Annotated in this window: 10 protein-coding genes and 5 pseudogenes; 10 read left to right on the top strand and 5 right to left on the bottom strand. The window is 66.1% G+C overall.

Annotated features, from left to right (window positions below; translation table 11 throughout):
* Nucleotides 1-280 precede the first annotated feature (280 nt).
* Nucleotides 281-586 (top strand): hypothetical protein, encoded by a 306-nt coding sequence (locus ACRAS8_RS35880; protein ID WP_438490209.1) that lies wholly within the window; start codon nucleotides 281-283, stop codon nucleotides 584-586.
* A gap of 1,309 nt (nucleotides 587-1,895) precedes the next feature.
* Nucleotides 1,896-2,306, top strand: a pseudogene (locus ACRAS8_RS35875) (CbrC family protein); the annotation flags it as partial.
* 234 nt (nucleotides 2,307-2,540) lie between these two features.
* Here ACRAS8_RS35875 and ACRAS8_RS35870 read toward each other — a convergent pair.
* Nucleotides 2,541-4,028: an MFS transporter gene (locus ACRAS8_RS35870; protein WP_438490208.1), complete on the bottom strand. Its 1,488-nt coding sequence runs from the start codon at nucleotides 4,026-4,028 to the stop codon at nucleotides 2,541-2,543.
* Nucleotides 4,029-4,034: 6 nt separating this feature from the next.
* On the opposite strand from ACRAS8_RS35870, the gene ACRAS8_RS35865 reads away from it, so the two are divergent.
* From ACRAS8_RS35865 to ACRAS8_RS35855, 3 genes and pseudogenes are all read left to right on the top strand, one after another.
* Entirely contained in the window at nucleotides 4,035-5,018 is a 984-nt protein-coding gene (locus ACRAS8_RS35865; RefSeq protein WP_438490207.1) for a helix-turn-helix transcriptional regulator, read from the top strand.
* Nucleotides 5,019-5,473: 455 nt separating this feature from the next.
* Nucleotides 5,474-5,685: pseudogene (locus tag ACRAS8_RS35860) on the top strand (transposase family protein); the annotation flags it as partial.
* Between the two features lie 996 nt (nucleotides 5,686-6,681).
* Nucleotides 6,682-7,674 (top strand): annotated as a pseudogene (locus tag ACRAS8_RS35855) (pyroglutamyl peptidase); the annotation flags it as partial.
* A 36-nt stretch (nucleotides 7,675-7,710) separates the two neighbouring features.
* Here ACRAS8_RS35855 and ACRAS8_RS35850 read toward each other — a convergent pair.
* Nucleotides 7,711-7,920 carry a hypothetical protein gene (locus ACRAS8_RS35850; RefSeq protein ID WP_438490206.1) on the bottom strand — a complete coding sequence of 70 codons (210 nt, stop codon included), beginning with the start codon at nucleotides 7,918-7,920 and terminating at the stop codon, nucleotides 7,711-7,713.
* A 405-nt stretch (nucleotides 7,921-8,325) separates the two neighbouring features.
* Between ACRAS8_RS35850 and ACRAS8_RS35845 the strand changes: the two genes are divergently transcribed.
* Complete coding sequence (locus ACRAS8_RS35845; protein WP_438490205.1) at nucleotides 8,326-8,619, top strand: DUF6087 family protein; 294 nt, start codon at nucleotides 8,326-8,328, stop codon at nucleotides 8,617-8,619.
* A gap of 491 nt (nucleotides 8,620-9,110) precedes the next feature.
* Here ACRAS8_RS35845 and ACRAS8_RS35840 read toward each other — a convergent pair whose 3' ends face one another.
* Entirely contained in the window at nucleotides 9,111-9,431 is a 321-nt protein-coding gene (locus ACRAS8_RS35840; protein ID WP_438490204.1) for a hypothetical protein, read from the bottom strand.
* Between the two features lie 303 nt (nucleotides 9,432-9,734).
* Between ACRAS8_RS35840 and ACRAS8_RS35835 the strand changes: the two are divergent.
* Nucleotides 9,735-11,203, top strand: a pseudogene (locus tag ACRAS8_RS35835) (SMI1/KNR4 family protein).
* Nucleotides 11,204-11,633: 430 nt separating this feature from the next.
* Here the strand turns inward: ACRAS8_RS35835 and ACRAS8_RS35830 are convergent.
* Nucleotides 11,634-11,843, bottom strand: coding sequence for a hypothetical protein (locus ACRAS8_RS35830; protein ID WP_438490203.1), 210 nt, complete (start codon nucleotides 11,841-11,843; stop codon nucleotides 11,634-11,636).
* Between the two features lie 529 nt (nucleotides 11,844-12,372).
* On the opposite strand from ACRAS8_RS35830, the gene ACRAS8_RS35825 reads away from it, so the two are divergent.
* From ACRAS8_RS35825 to ACRAS8_RS35815, 3 genes are all read left to right on the top strand, one after another.
* The gene (locus tag ACRAS8_RS35825; protein ID WP_438490202.1) at nucleotides 12,373-12,534 is read left to right on the top strand and encodes a hypothetical protein; all 162 of its coding nucleotides are present in this window, start codon (nucleotides 12,373-12,375) and stop codon (nucleotides 12,532-12,534) included.
* 670 nt (nucleotides 12,535-13,204) lie between these two features.
* Nucleotides 13,205-13,774 carry a class I SAM-dependent methyltransferase gene (locus ACRAS8_RS35820; protein WP_438490201.1) on the top strand — a complete coding sequence of 190 codons (570 nt, stop codon included), beginning with the start codon at nucleotides 13,205-13,207 and terminating at the stop codon, nucleotides 13,772-13,774.
* 372 nt (nucleotides 13,775-14,146) lie between these two features.
* Nucleotides 14,147-14,329: a hypothetical protein gene (locus ACRAS8_RS35815; RefSeq protein ID WP_438490200.1), complete on the top strand. Its 183-nt coding sequence runs from the start codon at nucleotides 14,147-14,149 to the stop codon at nucleotides 14,327-14,329.
* Here ACRAS8_RS35815 and ACRAS8_RS35810 read toward each other — a convergent pair.
* Nucleotides 14,315-15,217, bottom strand: a pseudogene (locus tag ACRAS8_RS35810) (IS5 family transposase). The gene ACRAS8_RS35815 and the pseudogene ACRAS8_RS35810 sit on opposite strands and share 15 nt — an antisense overlap.

The raw sequence follows: 15,217 nt of genomic DNA, 5'->3' as shown, positions 1-15,217 counted from the left end.
GATGACCCGTGACTTCAAGATGGCGGGGCTTCAATCATCACTGCTCCGTTACTCATCGAGGACTTGCGAGGTCATCGATAAGCAACGGAGCTTCGTCCGTCTCGGAAACGGCCCGCTGGCACCTCCTCACCGCCCGCGAGTACCGACACGAAATGCGCGAGCGTTTCCTTGCCTGGAACCAGGTCACCGGACGCACCGTGACTGCCTGACGGCACCATCTCCACAGGCAACACAACGCCCTGACATACCGTCAGGCCACTCCAAGCCCAACAACGTGACAATGCTGGGCTTCGGGATCGCCCGGCTGCCCCGTGATGAGCCTGTGCTGGTGGACGGCGCCCGCTCAGCCTTCAACATCCGGGCGTGGCGATCTGATCCCGCGCCGGCGGAATACCTCTGTGCGCCGGTGTTGACATCTGGCAGTGGCTCCGCGGAGGCGGAAGAATTGCAAATACACCAGGCTGTTCGCCACGGCTGTGACACGTCAGGGTTTGAGGTCAGTTGTATTCAAGATGAGAAAGATTCCCTGGGCGTAAGTTTGTGTCAACAACCCCTGCACAAGCGCCGCCTATTTACCAAGACCTGAATCCACAGAAGAGCCTGACCCAGTATAGTTGGAGGCAGACAGAATGCGCGGCATTTTGCGACTGCTGGTGAGCGTGTTGCTCACCGTGGGGTACTTCGCACTACCCGTCTCAGCGTCTCACGCTCAAACCGTGAAGCTTTTCTGTGAGGGATCGCAGACCCTGCACTACGCTCCTGGTCTCAGGCTGCGGCCTCAGCCAGTAACTGTCACAGGCTCCGGTGCGTGGACTGCCTGCCAGGCCCCCAGCGACCCGACACTGACATCTGCGACGTTCAATGTGGGACCGTTCACCACGCTCCTGTCATGCACCGCCTCCGATGTATCCGGCACCTTCACCTATCAGTGGAATAACGGCCGCAGCAGCACGATCCAGTCAACCTCTGACCTCCACCTCGCACCCGGCGAGATTGTCGTTGTTGCCCGTGGCACCGTCGTTGACGGAGAATTCTCCGGTGCACACACACTATTCACCTGGACAGGAAGTGGCCCGGGCCCCCTGGACTGCTTCCACCAGCCGGGTGTGCAATCCCTCACCGGCCCCATGACAATCACCTTCACAAGCGACGAATGAGCCTCTTTCGTGCAGGTACTGATCTTTAGGCTCCGCTTGACGTTCTGCCAGGTCGGGCAGGGCTGATGCGTTCTCGGCTGGCGGGATGTGACGGTACGTCTGCCCTGGCTGCTGCTAGGTGCTTTGCCGGAGTGGAAGCGAGAGGACGCGGCACCGGATGATCAAGGTTGCTGAGACCGAAGATCGACCAGGAGCCGCGTCCACGTGCCGTCCTCCCTGATAAACGTCCTCGCGCGCCACTGCGGGGACGCCGCTTCGCGAACTTGAAAGCCTGGCGGATCCTCACCAAGCTCCGCACCGACCCCGGCCGCGCCACCGCGCTCCTGCGCGCCCTGCTCGTCCTGACCAACCTCGAGGTCAACCGGGAACGGCGTCATGACGGACGATCAAGACAGCAGACTCCCGCCCACGACCAGCACGAGCACTCCGACCGACACTCACCCCAGGGCCTCCGACCAGCACGTTCGAAGATGGCGAAGGCTCATTACAGCGCGACAACGACAGCGCAGGCGATCTCAAGGGCCGCACCACCCGCGAGCGCGAGCGGCCTCTCCCCCGCGCCCGGCCAGCGCAACTACGCCCTCACCGTTTGATCACGGACTTGTTTGCGGACAGACTGCGGCCCATTGAGGTCCACAGGCGTGCCCGCCGACCCACAGTCCCCTCTGCGTCGAGGCGGGCCCCTCCGCCCAGGGGCAGCCTCACCGGTGAGCGCCAACCTGCCCTGCTTCCGCGACCTTCTACTCGGCCCAGGACGTCAACGGGAGGTTCTGCCCCTGGTGCACCACCGACGGCAGCGCCGCTGAACGATTCGAGGGTGAATTCACCGACTCATACGGGCTCGACGGCGTCAGCAACGAGACCCTGGAGTATGTCACCCGCCGCACCCCGAGCTTCCGCGCCTGGCAGGATCCGCACTGGCTCGTCCACTGCAACGACGTGGCCGCCTTCATCGGCGAGGTCGGATACACCGAACTGGCTGTCCGCCCCGAAGCACTCGACAAGCTTCGACTCGACCTTCGAATGGGCGGTTGGCACGACGCATCCCAGCTTGAGACCTTCCTGACCCGCCTCGGGCAGAGCGCAAGCGACGTGCTCTTCCGCTGCACCATCTGCGGCGCCCACCTCACCTACGCCGACGCTTCATGACCGCGGACCAGCTCAGCACGCGCCTTCCCTCCAAGGAAACCGCACCCCTCTTCGAGCATGGAGGCGACCATTTCACGCAGCGGAAGCTGACGGGGTGCGATGTTGAGTCGCTGTGCCGCTGCGGACGGCGGTTGGAGATGGTCTCGCCAGGAAGGCGAGGCGAACAGGCCGTGAGAACGATGGCTTCGGGGTAGGTGGTCAGTTCGAGTCAGGCGTCGGAGGGGGTGCTGGGGATCACCGAATGGGTCCTCGCCCAGCACGTTGAGCTCGGCGCTGCGCCGGCAGGAGGAATACCAGTGCGGTGACGGCTGCCAGGACGACAGCGTTGAACACTGTCGCGGTGCCGAATCCGTGCGCGTACACGCTGACCTGGCCGGTGCGTGCGCTGCCAAGGGCGTTGTAGAAGAGGACGCCGATGACGGCCACGCCGAGCGCACCGCCGACCTGTTGGGCGGTGGACAAAGCGCCGGAGGCCAGGCCGACGTGGTCCTCGTCGATCCTGGAGAGGACGGCGTTGAGCAGCGGTGTCTGCAGAAGTCCTTCCCCGATGCCCTGGACGATCAGGCAGGGCATGACGATCCAGGCGTTGAGGTGTGCCCCGGCAGCCAGTGCGGCCGCGATGGTGGCTGCGAATCCGAGCAAGGCGATGGCCGCGCCGGCTTCCAGTACCCGGCGTCCATGCCGCCTGACCAGGCGGCCCGCCAGCAGGCTGGCCAGGAAGAAGGCAAGGGCTTGCGGGGTGTAGACGAGCCCGGCGGCTACGGCGGACAGTCCGAGCCCGTCCTGGAGCGTGATCGACAAGATGAGGAAGAAGGAGTTGAGGGCGCTGTAGAAGATCAGGATCAGCAACAGGCCGGCGAGGAAGGCTCGTTGGCGGAAGAGTTTCGGCTCAACCAGGGGAGAACGTCCGGACCGGCTGACCCAACGCTCCACCCATGCCAATGCCGCCAGCGCCAGCGCTGCCCCGGTCAGGCTGAGCCAGGTCCAGGTCGGCCAGCCGACTTCCCTTCCTTCGATCAGGGGGAAGACCAGCAGGAACAGTGCGACGGTCAGGACCACGGTGCCGGCCGGGTCCAAGCGGCGAGCCTGGGAGGCGCGGGACTCCGGGAGCAACCGTGCTGACAGCACAAGCGCCACGGCCCCGATCGGAACGTTGATCCAGAACACCGGGCGCCAGCTGGTGCCGAACAGGTCGCTTTGGATGAGCAGACCGCCGAGTACCTGTCCGACGATGGTGGACATGCCGATCACCGCGCCGAGGATGCCGTAGGTGCGGTCTCGGCGACTCTCCGGAAGCAGTACCTGGATCATCGCGAAGACCTGCGGGAAGAGCAACGCAGCGCCCACACCCTGAACCAGGCGGGCAGCGATGAGCACCCCCGCGGTGGGCGCAAGCCCGCAGGCGAGCGAGGCAACCGTGAAGACCAGCAGGCCAGTTTGGAAGATACGCTTGCGTCCGTACAGATCGCCAAGGCGTCCTCCAGTCACCAAGGTCACGGCATAGGTGAGTTGGTAACCGGCCAGGACAAACTGCACCTCGGCGTCCGTGGCGTGCAGGTTGCGTTGGATGGCGGGGGCGGCGATCAGAACGATGAACACATCCATGATCGCCATGAAGGTCCCGGACATGGCCACCAGCACTGCGCGCCACGTGCGGGTGGTGTCCGGAAGCGCGTGCTCTGCCGGCGCAGGGGCGGCAGTTGGCGTGCGTGCGGAGGTCATGGAACCATGCTGCTCACCCTGGGAAAGGGGGACCAGACACAGATTATGCTGGTATCCAACTCGACAGCCTTACACGCGGGTTGGCGTTCATGCCTGGGTGCGTCAGAGGGGATTCCATTGGTGGAGTCTGCAGCGCAGCGCAAGGAACTGGCGGCGTTCGTCCGCTCCCGCCGGGAGCGTGTCTCGCCGGCCACTGTGGGACTGCCCGAAGGGCCGCGGCGCCGAACGCCGGGTCTGCGGCGCGAGGAGGTCGCGCAGCTGTCGGGGGTGAGCGTCACCTGGTACACCTGGCTGGAGCAGGGACGGCCCATCACCATGAGCCGCCAAGTGGTCCAGTCCATCGGCCAAGCACTCCGGATGGGACCCGACGAGCTGCGTCTTCTGTTTATGCTGGCCGACATCCCGGTCCCGGTTGAGCCGGTGTCAGCCTCCAACCCCTTGCTGCAGAAGCTCGTCGACGGGCTCGCCCCGTATCCGGCCTATGCTCTGAGCCCGTGCTGGGACCTGTTGTGCTGGAACCGTTCCGAAGCCGGGCTGATCGGCGATCCCCTGCATCTACCTCCTGCCAAACGCAACATCCTCTGGCTGGTGTTCACCAGCCCGGCCATGCATTCCCTGCTGCCGGACTGGCAACGGGAGGCCCAGCAGTTGCTGGCACAGTACCGGGCAGCCGCCGCACAGTATGCGGGCGATGCACGCTTCGAGCAGCTGACGGAAGCGCTACATGCAGCCAGCCCGCTGTTCCGGTCCTGGTGGCAGCAGCACGACATCGCCGCGTTCCAGCCGGCCCGCAAACACTTCAACCACCAGGTACTGGGTGCATTGAGCGTCGATTACATGAAACTCGCCCCGATGGAGCAGCAGTCGCATGCCCGGGTAGTGGTCTACCTCCCCGCCGACGATGCAACCAGCGTGAAGCTTCCCCGACTTGCCGACAACATAACGGGCGTCGCCGAGACAGGCATGGCTGGCTCGGCGACGCCCGGGTAAAGCACGTCTCACAGGTTGCTGCGGTTACGCCCCCAACGCGTCCCACATGGTCTTGAGCTCCAGGCAGGCATCAAGATCAGCATTTGGCTCATCTCGCGGCCCAGCCCGGATGCCTTCACTCCGCCAAAGGGGCCCGCAGGTTCCCAGGCTACCCATGTGAAAGGTCCGGTGTGAGCCCCAGATTAAGGGCTCGGCCAGGATGGCACACCGGACAGCGGGCGTTCGGGCGGGTGGAGGACAGGTTGGCGGTATGGCCGACCCAGCGGTCGTCTTCCGGCCCTTCGCGGGCAGGACGGCAGGACTCACTGAGCCTCGGGCGTCGCGTTGCGCGGAGCGGGTCCGGGTGAGGCAGGTGGTGACGGGGGCTCAGCAGTGGGTGTTGCTGACGTGGCGGGCTTGGTGCCTGTCGCGGTCATGTTCGGCGCCGGGCGGCCGAGGCCGACTGGGGAGCAGCGATCGTCCCGCACTGCCGCCAGCGCGGGCAGAGCGAACTGCCCGGGCGGAAGGAAGAGCACAACTCCCCCCACGGCAAGTTTCGGTCCCGCGTGGAGCATGCCTTCGCCCGCATGAAGAACTGGGAGATTCTCTGCGACTGCCGTTTGAAGGGCGCGGCGCTCACCATGCGATGAACGGCATCGCCCGACTGTACAATCTCACCCTCGCCGGATCATTGAACGGCCAGACCGGACAACGGTGTTCGCGCTTCTCAAGAGATCATTGCGGGACTCCACTCAGCCAGGTGCCGCAGATGTTCGGCGGCGCGCCGGAATCAGATGCCAACGGGTGGCCATACCAGGGCAGTCGCAAGCCCTCCGCCCCAACGGCCCAATATGGAGTTAAGTGTTGATCATTTGAGACGGCCTATATGGGCCTATAAGAGGTTGCAGACCTGATAGATGAATGTAGTACTGCACCCAATGAAGCACTCGTGTGCCGGCAAGCCCTGAAGCCTCCGCTTCGTCGAGGGCTTTCGCATGATCGACCTGGAGGTGCGTGTGCGTCTCGCCGAGATCTTCCGGAGGACTTGGTGTTTGCGCACGAGGCCGCCGAGGCAACCGGAGTCCCGCAGCAGGTGAGACGCCGGTGGGCGACAGGTGATATGCCGGTGGGCGATGGGTGGCAAGATCCGCCGCTTCTCCGGTCAGCACCGCCTCACTTGGCAACGGTCACGAGCACACGACCATGTACGCACTTCCGGAAGTCCACGAGCGGGCCCGCGTCTATCGGGCCACTCCTCAGCGCGGCACACGGGCCGCCGCCTGAACTCCTCGCGGACGGTTGAGCACTGTGGCGGCGGCTCCCGCCCGCGCGGATGCACGTCTGCCCTACTGCCCGGAAGTCTTCAGACGGCTCGCCAGGCATCCTTGTTGATGCCCAGGTCTTTTCGGGCTCGCTTGCGGTACGTATTCAGACGCTCCTGGGAGCCTATCCCGCGCCACGGGCGGAGGTTCGTGCTCGCGTGCCGGTTTCTCCATCTGCCACAGCGCCGTGTTGACTTCAAGGGCAGCCTCGATGGCTGGAGGGACTGCCATCAGCTCCGGTCCTTCGAAGAGAGCTGAGCGCCTGAGCTCGCCTTCTTCTATCGCGGCAAGGAACTCCTTGCACTCGGTTGAGACTTCCTCCGCGAGCCGAGCGTATTTCGAGGCGCCAGCCACCTCCTTCACGCAGCGCCGTCGACTGGGCGCAGGGGCGGGGCCCCGCGGGTGGCGACCTCAGCCGGGATGACGACCGGCCGCTGTACTGGGCGCGGCTCGGGATGACGCGGGACCTGCGCACGTGGGAGCCGGGTTTCCGGCTCAGTGATGCCCAACGCTCGTTCCTGCTTGACCAGTTGGAGCGAACCTCGCGCGGCCAGACCGACATCCGCTACCCATCCCGCGCCACGGGCATCAAGCGCATTCTCGTCACCGGCTTCGACCCGTTCACACTGGACCGGGACATCAGGATCTCCAACCCGTCCGGGGCCGTCGCGCTCGCTCTCGACGGGACGGTGATCCAGACCAACTCCGGTCCGGCCCGCATCGAGGCCGTCACGTTCCCGGTGCGCTGGCAGGATTTCGCGGAGCGGACGGTGGAGCGGACACTGGCGCCGTACCTGCCGAAGGTCGACCTGTACACGACGGTGAGCCAGGGCCGGGTGGGCCGCTTCGACGTCGAGCGGACGAACGGGGCCTGGCGTGGCGGCTACCCCGACAACGACAACATCAGCAGCACTGGGACCATCCCGGTCGCCTCCCCGGCCACACAGCCGCAGTGGACGACAACCACCCTCCCCTACAAGGGGATTGTGACCGCGCACACCGGCCGGTTCCCGAGCTACGACCACACCGAGGTCACCGAGATCCCAACAGGGAGCACCGAACCCGTCGTACGCCCCGACGGCCCCACCCTTGGCTCCACGGCCCGTGAGGGCGGCGGCGGCAACTACCTCTCCAACGAGATCGCCTACCGCGCGACCCTGCTGCGCGACCGGCTGGGCCTGCACAACAGGCTGCCAGGCGGGCACGTGCACACACCGGTGCTCCAGTTCGGCGCCGGCAACACCGACCCGACGACCGGAAAGATCACGGATCCGCAGTTCGTGCAGAACCGGCTGGACATCATTGCGCAGCTACGGTCGATCCTGACGGTGGCGGCGAATACGACGCTGAAGTGACGTCGTCCCCGCCCCCATCCCCGTCGCCTCGCGCGGTTAGTGGGTGTCGCTGGTGTGGTGGGGCCGGGTGCGGCTCCACCATCGGACGCCGAGTCCCCAGCCGATCAAGATGATCAGCGTGAGGATTTTTCCTTGCCACTCCGAGACGGCGCTGAGGGTAAAGCCGCCGATCGCGGCGCCGATCAGGGTCAAGGCGAGGACGGTATAGGTGTGCGCATCGGTACCGCGCTGGTTGTACTGCTTCATGTGATCAAGCGTACTTACCAACTGGTGGCGCCGGAGATGGCCCCTGCGAGGACAGGGCTGTTCCGATGAGTCACGTGGTCGATACGCAGTCAGCACGCAGTCAGCGAGCAGGTGCGGCAAGGACCTCGGCCGTTCAGGTGTTGGCCGACGGAACCCGGGCAGGGGGTGGGTGGGTAGGTGGTGAAGAACGGATCACGAACAACAGACGGATCACGAACAACAAGGTGAGCGTCACGCGCGGCGGCGGAGGATTCAGCGGGGCAGCTACCACGGGGGAATTAGCGGCACCTCCCCAGCTCCACCTCACGACTCGCCGTGCGCAGCCACCCGTCCCACGCGGGCGGCTGCGGCATTGATGCGGGCGACGTGACGACCACCACATCGCGACCTGAGAGCATCGAGCGCATGGCCAAGCATCGCCGCCCTGGAGCACCGAACAGACCCTCACGTGCCATCCCGCGCGTCGACGACAGTGACCCGCTCGCCCCATACCAGCGCCGGCGCCGTCCGCCTTTGGATATCTGGCGCCGGCACCGTCCGATGCACGGGGCCGGCGGCCACCTTCGCCCGGACGAACCGCGGGTCTTGGAGCAGTGGGACGGGTTCGCCTACCAGATAGTGGGCACCGCAACAGATCTTGCCGCCGCGCGGAAGTGGGTCAATCAGGCTCCACCAGGCGACGAGGCTGCGGCAGTGTGAGCTGCTGCCGTAGAACACTGCCACGAAGCCGGGCTCATCGACGGCAGCAGGCCCTGGCCGCCCACCGACTGCCGTTACCCGGTGGCATACCCAGTTCACCGAAGGCGGAGAGCGAGGTCAGCCTGCCCTCACGACCTTGCTGAGCACCGCGGCGCGACGGAGGGGCGCCCGGTTGGTCGCCGCAGGCGATGCTTCCCCCCCACGTCGCGTAGCATCGCCGCAGGTAGGCGCGGTTGTCGTAGCTGGAGAACGCCTTGTCGCCAATGAGCCCGGTCCGGGCGAGTGTGCGGCCGACCGGCGGCCTGTTCAGGTCCGTACAGGAGTACATCGACGGCAAGTTGGAGGTTCACATCGCGGGCATCTTCCTCTGGTCGGCTCAATGCTCCAAATGAAAGCCTCAAGGGGGTGCCCGCTGCCAGGCACCCCTCGTCATGTCGGGATTCTTCTTCCGGGGCTGAGGACTCAGCTTGTCGAGCCTTGCTTGTCGAGCCTTATGGCTGGCAGTTGTTGATGGCGAAGACCTGCTGGTTGCCGCCCCACGTCGTGAACTTGTATTCGCGTTCGGGCGAGATGGTGACGCATCCGCTGTCCGTTCCGTTCGAAACAACCATGTCGACGGCGACGTTGAAGTCGCATCCGTTGCTGACATACGCCGTCTTGGCCGCCGTCCCCGACGCTCCGTCGACCATGCCAGTGACACACGGCGGGGCGGTCCCGGCTGCGGCGGCCGGGCTGGCGAGGTCCACGGTCCCGGCGGTCAGTGCGAGGCTGGCAACAGCCCCTGAAATCAAGCGAATATGGAACTTCGACATGTTTCCCCTCCTGTGAACACCAACACCTGCGGACTGAACATTTAGCGCCGATACAGCCGATACATTTGATCGAGGTCACGTACACGGTCCAGGGCGCAGAGGTGTATGACACCAGGGAAGGTGAACTGTGCCATATAGCGCAGCCGGCAACTCAACACGGAGAGGGCGCGCCGAATGGCGAGCCCTGGCCCGGCGGCACGCGATTGCGGTGAGCCGCACGGTCGGGCTGGTCGCGTAGGCAAGGTCCTGTTGGCGGCAGCAGGCAACGGAGCACTGTCAGTGGTGGGTGGCAGCATCGGGCGTATGACAGACACCACTGCATTCGACTGGCGGTCCTTCCTGCTCAGGTGGAGCGGGGAGTGGGCGGACTCTCTACCGGACGGCGAGACCCCAGACGAGGACGACGAGGCCGCGTGGAGGGCGCGCTGGCTGGGGTTCCCGCCCGCGTCCGAGGAGCGGATCGCAGTCATGGAGGACCGCCTCGGCCTACGAATGCCCCCGTCGTACCGGGAGTTCCTCAAGGTCAGCGACGGGTGGCGGCACGCGGGCGGGTTCGTGTGGCTGCTGGCGGGGACCGAGGACGCACGCTGGCACAACGACGAGTCGGGACTCGCGGTCATGTTCGAGGAGTACCTGGACGAGGACGCCGGGCCCGAGGAGCGGCGCGAGGCGGACATCTGGCGGCGCGGGCTGCAGCTCGATGTCGAGTCCGACATCACCCACGTCCTCATGGATCCCGAGGACGTGGACGACGACGGCGAGTGGGCCGTGTACACGTGGGCGAGCTGGCGGGCCGCGCCGCCCGAGCGGCACGCGAACTTCCGTGAGTTCATGCGGGACATGTACCGGGAGTTCCACAGCCTCCAGGCGCACCGGGCCGACGGGGAGCCGGCGTTCGCCAACGACACGACGCAAAAGCTGGACGCCCTGGTGGAGGAGGCCCGGCTTGAGGCACTGCGCGGCGGCTGGGAACGGGCCGCGCAGGCGCTGGACGAGGCCAAGGAGTACGGCAGACCGCGGGCCGCCGGGCTGGGCGACCAGAGCCGGACCCGGGCAACAACCGCACGTGCTACCGGTTCGTTCTGGTGGAGGGGGTGGAGCCGGAGGAGTTGCCCAAACGCCTCGGGGACGGGGACGGCTCCGGCACCGGCACCGGCACCGGCACCGTGCTGAACGAGCCCATGACCTGCTGGGAGGCGCGCCACAGGTCGCTGCACAACCAGAGGGAGTTCTCATCCTACGACGACAGGGCTCTCATGGCGGTCGGCCGGGCCGGCACCGGTTGGGGCTTCGCCTTCGACAGCGATCCCGCCCCGTTCGACCAGCGACGGTTCGTCTCTCCGGCAGCGGCCGCCAGCGAGGGCACCCGTGCGGTGGTGGTGTGGAGCGGCCTGAGGACATGGCACGGGGAGCCGTTCTTCCACCTTTCGGCGGCACGAGACGGCGCCAAGCAATACGCATTCACCTACGTGGACGGCGAGGTTCGGCGGAGCGGGGAGATACCGCGGGCGCTGGATCCGAGCCGGTTCTTCGACGCCCTGGAGGACGGGGCCGAGGTTGAACGGTCGCTGCTGGAAGCGGTGGCCAGGGAGTTCGGTGCGTCTCTGCCGCGTCATGCTCTCGTGAACGGGCGGCTGCACACGTTCTCCTCCCGTTCCTGGACGCGTCCGCCGAGGGACGGCGAGACATACGCGGTGATCCGCATGCACTGGGCACCCGCGCCTCCGGAGAACAGCGAGCGGACGAAAGACAACGGGCCGGAAAGCAGCTAGGGGCCGGCCGGGCTGAAGAAGATTCTCGATGCCGTGAGATCGGACATGCCGGTGCGTTGGCAGTACGCGGCGATCAGCATGGACGCCGTGTCCGTGGTGGCCGCTGCGTCCGTGGCACGGCACCACGCCATCCGCTTCCAGCGGTCCGCGACATCGGGCTGTGAGCCCGGTGCGGCTCGCCCCGCGACGACAACAGGTCCACGAAGTCCACGAACTCCTCGTCGGTGGGCAACCGTCCCTGCTCTTCCCAGTCCCGGATCGCCAGGCGCCCTTCGCCGCACAGACATCGTCAGCCGCCGCGTACGGCAAGGTCGGCCTCCGCGACCACAACCAGGTCTTGAAGGCCGACGTCACACAGGACCCTGAACCACCCCACGACGGCTGGGTGGTTCAGGGGCCCGATGGATGAGCACCGTGCTACAGCTGTACCTCAGCCGTGGATCGGGCCCAGGGGGATGTCGGAGACCGTGAGGCTGACGGACTTCACAGAGCCGCCGGTCAGGATGGGGATGCCATTCGGGCCCGGGGCGAACGTGGCGGTCAGGCCGTTCACGGAGCCACTGACGGAGAGACCACCCGCGACGCTGTCGAGCTCGTCGTCGGCTATCTCACGGGTCTCAATGCGGGACGTGTTGCTCATGATGTTGAGCGTCCTTCCTCGGTAGTGGTGGGTCGGTCGCATTGCGTGGCGCAGTGCGATGGGAACCCTCGGACGATTTGACGCTAACCATGGCCGATCAAATAGCAGTGAAATGGCTGGTGAGCGTGGTGCGTGTAGCGACGTGGCGCAGGATGCGGTGCGGAATCCTCACGGGGCGTGCGGGGCCCGGGCGGGGTGGGAAGAATCGGGCAGATGCTGTGTCCGGTCCGGTGCAGGCCGGGGGCGCTGGCTTGGGTGCGAGCAGAGCGGCAGAGTGCCATCCGTCGTGGCATCCAGGCCCGCAGCACGTCTCACGCCTCCTCGTTGCGCCGCCCCCAACAGCGCCCCGAAGACCGCTACCACGATCGCTCCGCCGACCTGGCGGCCGGTGTTGAGCACGGCGGACGCGGTGCCTGCCCGGGCTGACGTACGGCGTCAAGCAGCATCGCGGTCAGCGGTTCGGCGGCGGAACCACTCGTCGGACTGCCTTGGGGCGAGTGCGGCGACGATGGCAACGCCCAGGTCCGCCGTGGCGTATTTCAAGTCCACAGCCGTTCATCTCGTCGACCGGGTGGCCGGCTATCTGGAACTTCTGGCCGCGCATGGCTTGGAGTGCGAACGGGCCGAGTCGTCGAACCCTGGAAAGACCATCTATGAGGACGGCGAACAGGTCGTGGTCGTGCCCTGGTAGACCTCAAGAGGAGGGAGTGGTATAGGAGCGGTCACACTCGGTCATCCCGAAATGTTGATCAGAGCCATTTCTGGTGGCCGTCGACAGTGCGACCGCCGGTGTCGTGCTGTGGTTCGAATCATGTCGAGGTCGAGTGGAGGATGAAGGGCCACACCACGTCCCGACAACTCCTCATAACCGTGCGCAACGCGCAACGTGCCCCCTTCGCGCATCGTGTGACTGGCGTTTCAAGCCGTCGACGACACCGCGTCGAGGCGATCGGCGGTCGGCCGCGGCCGTCGTCCTGCAACACGGGAAAGCCGGCACAACTCCAAACAAACGAATGAAGATCGGGCATTTTCTGGTCTTGCACTCGTGAAGTAATGTTCCGGGCTGCACTGGATCGCGTGACGGGGACAAGGAGCCCCCGGCACATCTCCTTCACGATATCTCCCCGACCGCTCATCAGTTGTTTTACCAGTTCAAGGGCACACTGCCCGGCACGATGTCGCCGCTACGGGCGTCTAAGAAGGTGTCATCACTCGCACCTCGATGATTTCGCAAGCACTAGACAGATGGATGGCACGTGGCCGAAGTAACGGTTTTCCTCCGGGAATATGCGAAGACCCGTCAGGACGTGGGGGCTATCGCCCCGAGCGGCGCCCGGCTCTGCAGGGCCCTCACCCGGTACATGATCCCGAATCCCGGCCGCAGCCGCGCGGTACTCGAAGTAGGGCCCGGTACAGGTGCGGTGACCCGCTACATCACCGACTCACTCGGCCCACTGGACACCCTGGATCTGATCGAGGCCAACCCGCGCTTCGCCGCCCTGCTGCAACACACCTACGCCGGCGATCCGAGACTGCGCATCCACACGGGCCTGATCCAGGAACACGAACTCGCCTCCTACGACACCATCGTGTGCGGCCTTCCGTTCGCCAACTTCGACGCCCGCACGACCGAGGAGATCTTCGACCGGCTTCTCGGGTCCCTGCGGCCCGGCGGCACACTGTCCCTCTTCGGGTACGTAGGCGGCGAAACCGTACGCCGGACACTCGCCGACGCAGTCGACCGCGAGCGCACCCTCGCCGGGCTCGGCGTACTGCGCCGCATCCTGCGTCGGCACACATTCCGCACGGAGACGGTGCTGGGGAATCTTCCGCCGGCCCGGGTCCACCATCTGGCGCCAGTCAGCCCATCGGCTCATCCCGAGTGGGCACCCACGGCACCCACCTGCGACTGCCGCGCGACGTCTCCCTGAACGCGTCCGCCCTGCAGCACAGACCGAGCCGACGGCGCGGGATCCTGGGCTGACCCGGCCGGGTGAACGGCTTGTGAGCGGGGCGTTGTGCAGGGCAGGGCGCGCATGAACATCCGTCCTCCGCGGGTGCGCGTGTGAAGCCTCACAGCGCACAGCAGCGCGCTGTGAGGCTTCAACTGCCCGAAACAGGCCCCGGACCTCCGTGAGGAACTCCGAGACGCAGGCCAGCAGGCGCCTTGAGCCGGAGTTGCCCAAGTAGGACCGGCGCACCGCGGGAGTGAGATGACCGCCAGCTGGAGGAGGTTCGGGTGGCGGGGGAAGGGGCGGCGAATGATCCTGTCGAAAAGTCGCCTGGATCAGCGGAGGTCCCTCATGAAGCACCTGACCGTTCTCGCGACAGCAGTAGCGGCCTCAGCGCTGATCATCCTTGGAGCCGGTACCGCCAACGCCGACGACGACTACGAGCGCGATGTCGGAGTCGCTCCTCAGGTCGGAACCGCCTCGATCACCGACGGTCTTCATAGAGTCGGCTCCTGGCTGCTAGGGCCCGTCTGACAAATGATCACCGACGGGGTTCTCGCAGCCACAAGATCAGAGCTGCTATGACGATCCCAGCCCGGTAGCGATCGGCGAGCTTGTCGAACCTCGTCGCGATCGCACGGAATTGCTTGAGACGGGCAAAGCATCGTTCGACTACGTTGCGGGCGGGGTAGATGTTCCTGTCGAAGGCGGGTGGGCGACCGTCCTGGTCTCCACGACCTCGCCGGTTGGCCATCTGGTCGCGGCGTTCGGGGATCGTGGCAGCAATGCCCCGGCGCCGCAGCAAGCGGCGTATCGCCCAGCTGGAATACGCTTTGTCGCCCAGTACCCGTGCCGGTGTCGTGCGAGGTCGGCCCGTCACAGCGCGCGGGATGCGGATGCTGTCGAGGACCTGGCCGAAAGCGGTAGCGTCGTTGACGTTGCCCGGTGTGAGCACAATCGACAGCGGAAGGCGGCGGCCGTCGACGGCAAGGTGGTCGGGCCTCCACGGGAGCGGCCGAGAGCCTGGCGCGTCCGCGAATGGCCCGGATCTTCCAGTGTGTCCCCGTCTGCAGCCCTCCTTTTGCGGGCGCCGGCCGAGTGCTGGTGGGCTCGGTTGATGGTGGAGTCGACTGACACGGTCCAGTCCACCCGGCCCACCGCGTCGTCGCAAACCTGGAGGTGCTCCAGCAGCGTCGCCCAGATCCCGTCCACTTCCCAGCGGGCGAACCACTCGTAGACGGTCTGCCATGGCCCGTACCGTTCGGGGAGATCGCGCCAGGGAGCCCCGGTCCGCAGCCGCCACAGCACACCGTTGACCACTTGGCGGTGATCACGCCATGGACGGCCACGTCCGCCCCGCTTCGGCAACAGAGGTCCAATCCGCTCCCATGCCGCGTCCGTCAACTCGCCTCGCACTGACAC

This window comes from Streptomyces sp. S186, from assembly GCF_051603415.1.
Lineage (GTDB): Bacteria > Actinomycetota > Actinomycetes > Streptomycetales > Streptomycetaceae > Streptomyces.
The sequence above is the reverse complement of the archived record's forward strand: the minus strand, read 5'-3'. Positions and strand labels throughout refer to the sequence as shown.

Bases quoted from the DNA above. Each gene is read 5' to 3' on its own strand.
- ACRAS8_RS35815 (WP_438490200.1), top strand. From the start codon at position 14,147: ATGAAGCACCTGACCGTTCTCGCGACAGCAGTAGCGGCCTCAGCGCTG.
- ACRAS8_RS35880 (WP_438490209.1), top strand. From the start codon at position 281: ATGCTGGGCTTCGGGATCGCCCGGCTGCCCCGTGATGAGCCTGTGCTG.
- ACRAS8_RS35850 (WP_438490206.1), bottom strand. From the start codon at position 7,920: ATGAAGCAGTACAACCAGCGCGGTACCGATGCGCACACCTATACCGTC.
- ACRAS8_RS35845 (WP_438490205.1), top strand. From the start codon at position 8,326: ATGGCCAAGCATCGCCGCCCTGGAGCACCGAACAGACCCTCACGTGCC.
- ACRAS8_RS35830 (WP_438490203.1), bottom strand. From the start codon at position 11,843: ATGAGCAACACGTCCCGCATTGAGACCCGTGAGATAGCCGACGACGAG.
- ACRAS8_RS35870 (WP_438490208.1), bottom strand. From the start codon at position 4,028: ATGACCTCCGCACGCACGCCAACTGCCGCCCCTGCGCCGGCAGAGCAC.
- ACRAS8_RS35840 (WP_438490204.1), bottom strand. From the start codon at position 9,431: ATGTCGAAGTTCCATATTCGCTTGATTTCAGGGGCTGTTGCCAGCCTC.
- ACRAS8_RS35820 (WP_438490201.1), top strand. From the start codon at position 13,205: ATGATCCCGAATCCCGGCCGCAGCCGCGCGGTACTCGAAGTAGGGCCC.
- ACRAS8_RS35865 (WP_438490207.1), top strand. From the start codon at position 4,035: ATGCTGCTCACCCTGGGAAAGGGGGACCAGACACAGATTATGCTGGTA.